The organism is Helicobacter sp. T3_23-1059, assembly GCF_053654515.1.
The window spans coordinates 1-1,284 of the sequence record NZ_JBSIUV010000142.1 but is presented as its reverse complement, the minus strand read 5'-3'; the positions used below and the strand labels follow the sequence as shown (position 1 = coordinate 1,284).

Here is a 1,284-nt window from a genome sequence, read left to right as displayed (position 1 = left end):
TTTTTTTTTTTTGTCATTGCGAGCAAATTTTGTGTAAATTTGTGTAATAATCTATTTTTTGTCATATTGAGCGTTAGCGAAATATCTCTATTTGTGTTGTGAAGTTTAGAGAGATGCTTATGGAATAGGCTTTAGAAAAGGCGAAAACGCAAGGGCGCAAGCCATCGCACAAAATGACATAATATTAGATGATACTTTGCGAAAAGCCGAGCTACTCTACCAAAATGGCGACATAACGCCACAACAATTAGCCGAACTACAAAGCTACCAAGCCAAAAACGAGTATATCAAAGCAAATAATGCAAATTTTAACAAAGAGGAATATCAAAAAGCTGGCTATCAACGATGGGCAAGAGAAAAAGGCTATTTAGGACAAAACGGACAAAATAGCCAAAATCCTAGCCAAAATCAAGGCTACCAAAGCCAACAAACACCGCAAATGCCACAAATAAAATTTAGTAAATAAAGGACAAAAAATAAAAAGGGGATTTTTTTAATGCAGAGGGTTTTAAGCAATGAGTGTTTTTAGCAAAACAATAGAATCTATCATAAAATCTTTTAGCAAAGAAGCTAGTCGAAACGCTAGCGAACAAGCTAGCAAAAATGCAAATAAAAATGCTAACAAACAAGCCCTAGAATCTAGCACACACAACGCGACAAAGAAAGCTATGCAAAATAACGCTATAATGCCAAATCAAAATCCACAAAGGCAGGGTATGCAAGACACCATAAAAGATTTCGGCACAAACTACACAGAATTTAAAGGCAAGGGGCAAGAAGCCATAAAACACTTGCTAAAAGTCAAAAATGGGCAAGTGCAAGGGGCATTTTACCGAGATGATTTAGGGGAAATAACGCTACTTTGGGGGGAGGTAACAAATCCCAAAAAGAATGAGGGATATGGACTAGCGCATATTTTAGATAAACGCACGAGAGAAATGGGCGAGCAAAAAGCCTTAGAATTTATCCATAACATACCTGATATTATCAAAAATGCACAACTAAAGCAAGATGACAAGGGGCGTATAAAACTAGAAAATAAAAATGTGATTATTGGCATAAAAGATAATTGGAAAGGGCAAAAAACGCCACATTGGATAGTAACAAGCTATGAATTAAAAAATACAAAAGGGGAAAGCGGAAGTTTATATACATCTCCGCTAGATGACATAAGCGAGATTCTGCCTAAAACCCCTTTTGATAATTCTACAACAAAACAAAACAAAAAGCAAGAATCTAATAAGATTTTGCCTTTTAATCGAAAATAACCCCAACACAAAGGAC

At 35.7% G+C, this 1,284-nt stretch carries 2 protein-coding genes; both read left to right on the top strand.

What is annotated here, in order from left to right:
- Positions 1–196: 196 nt before the first annotated feature.
- Positions 197–466, top strand: coding sequence for a hypothetical protein (locus tag ACWIX0_RS13635; RefSeq protein WP_454174526.1), 270 nt, complete (start codon positions 197–199; stop codon positions 464–466).
- Between the two features lie 49 nt (positions 467–515).
- Entirely contained in the window at positions 516–1,268 is a 753-nt protein-coding gene (locus tag ACWIX0_RS13630; RefSeq protein WP_454174525.1) for a putative barnase/colicin E5 family endoribonuclease, read from the top strand.
- Positions 1,269–1,284 lie beyond the last annotated feature (16 nt).

Coding starts and splice junctions, on each gene's coding strand:
- ACWIX0_RS13630 (WP_454174525.1), top strand. CDS start 516: ATGAGTGTTTTTAGCAAAACAATAGAATCTATCATAAAATCTTTTAGC.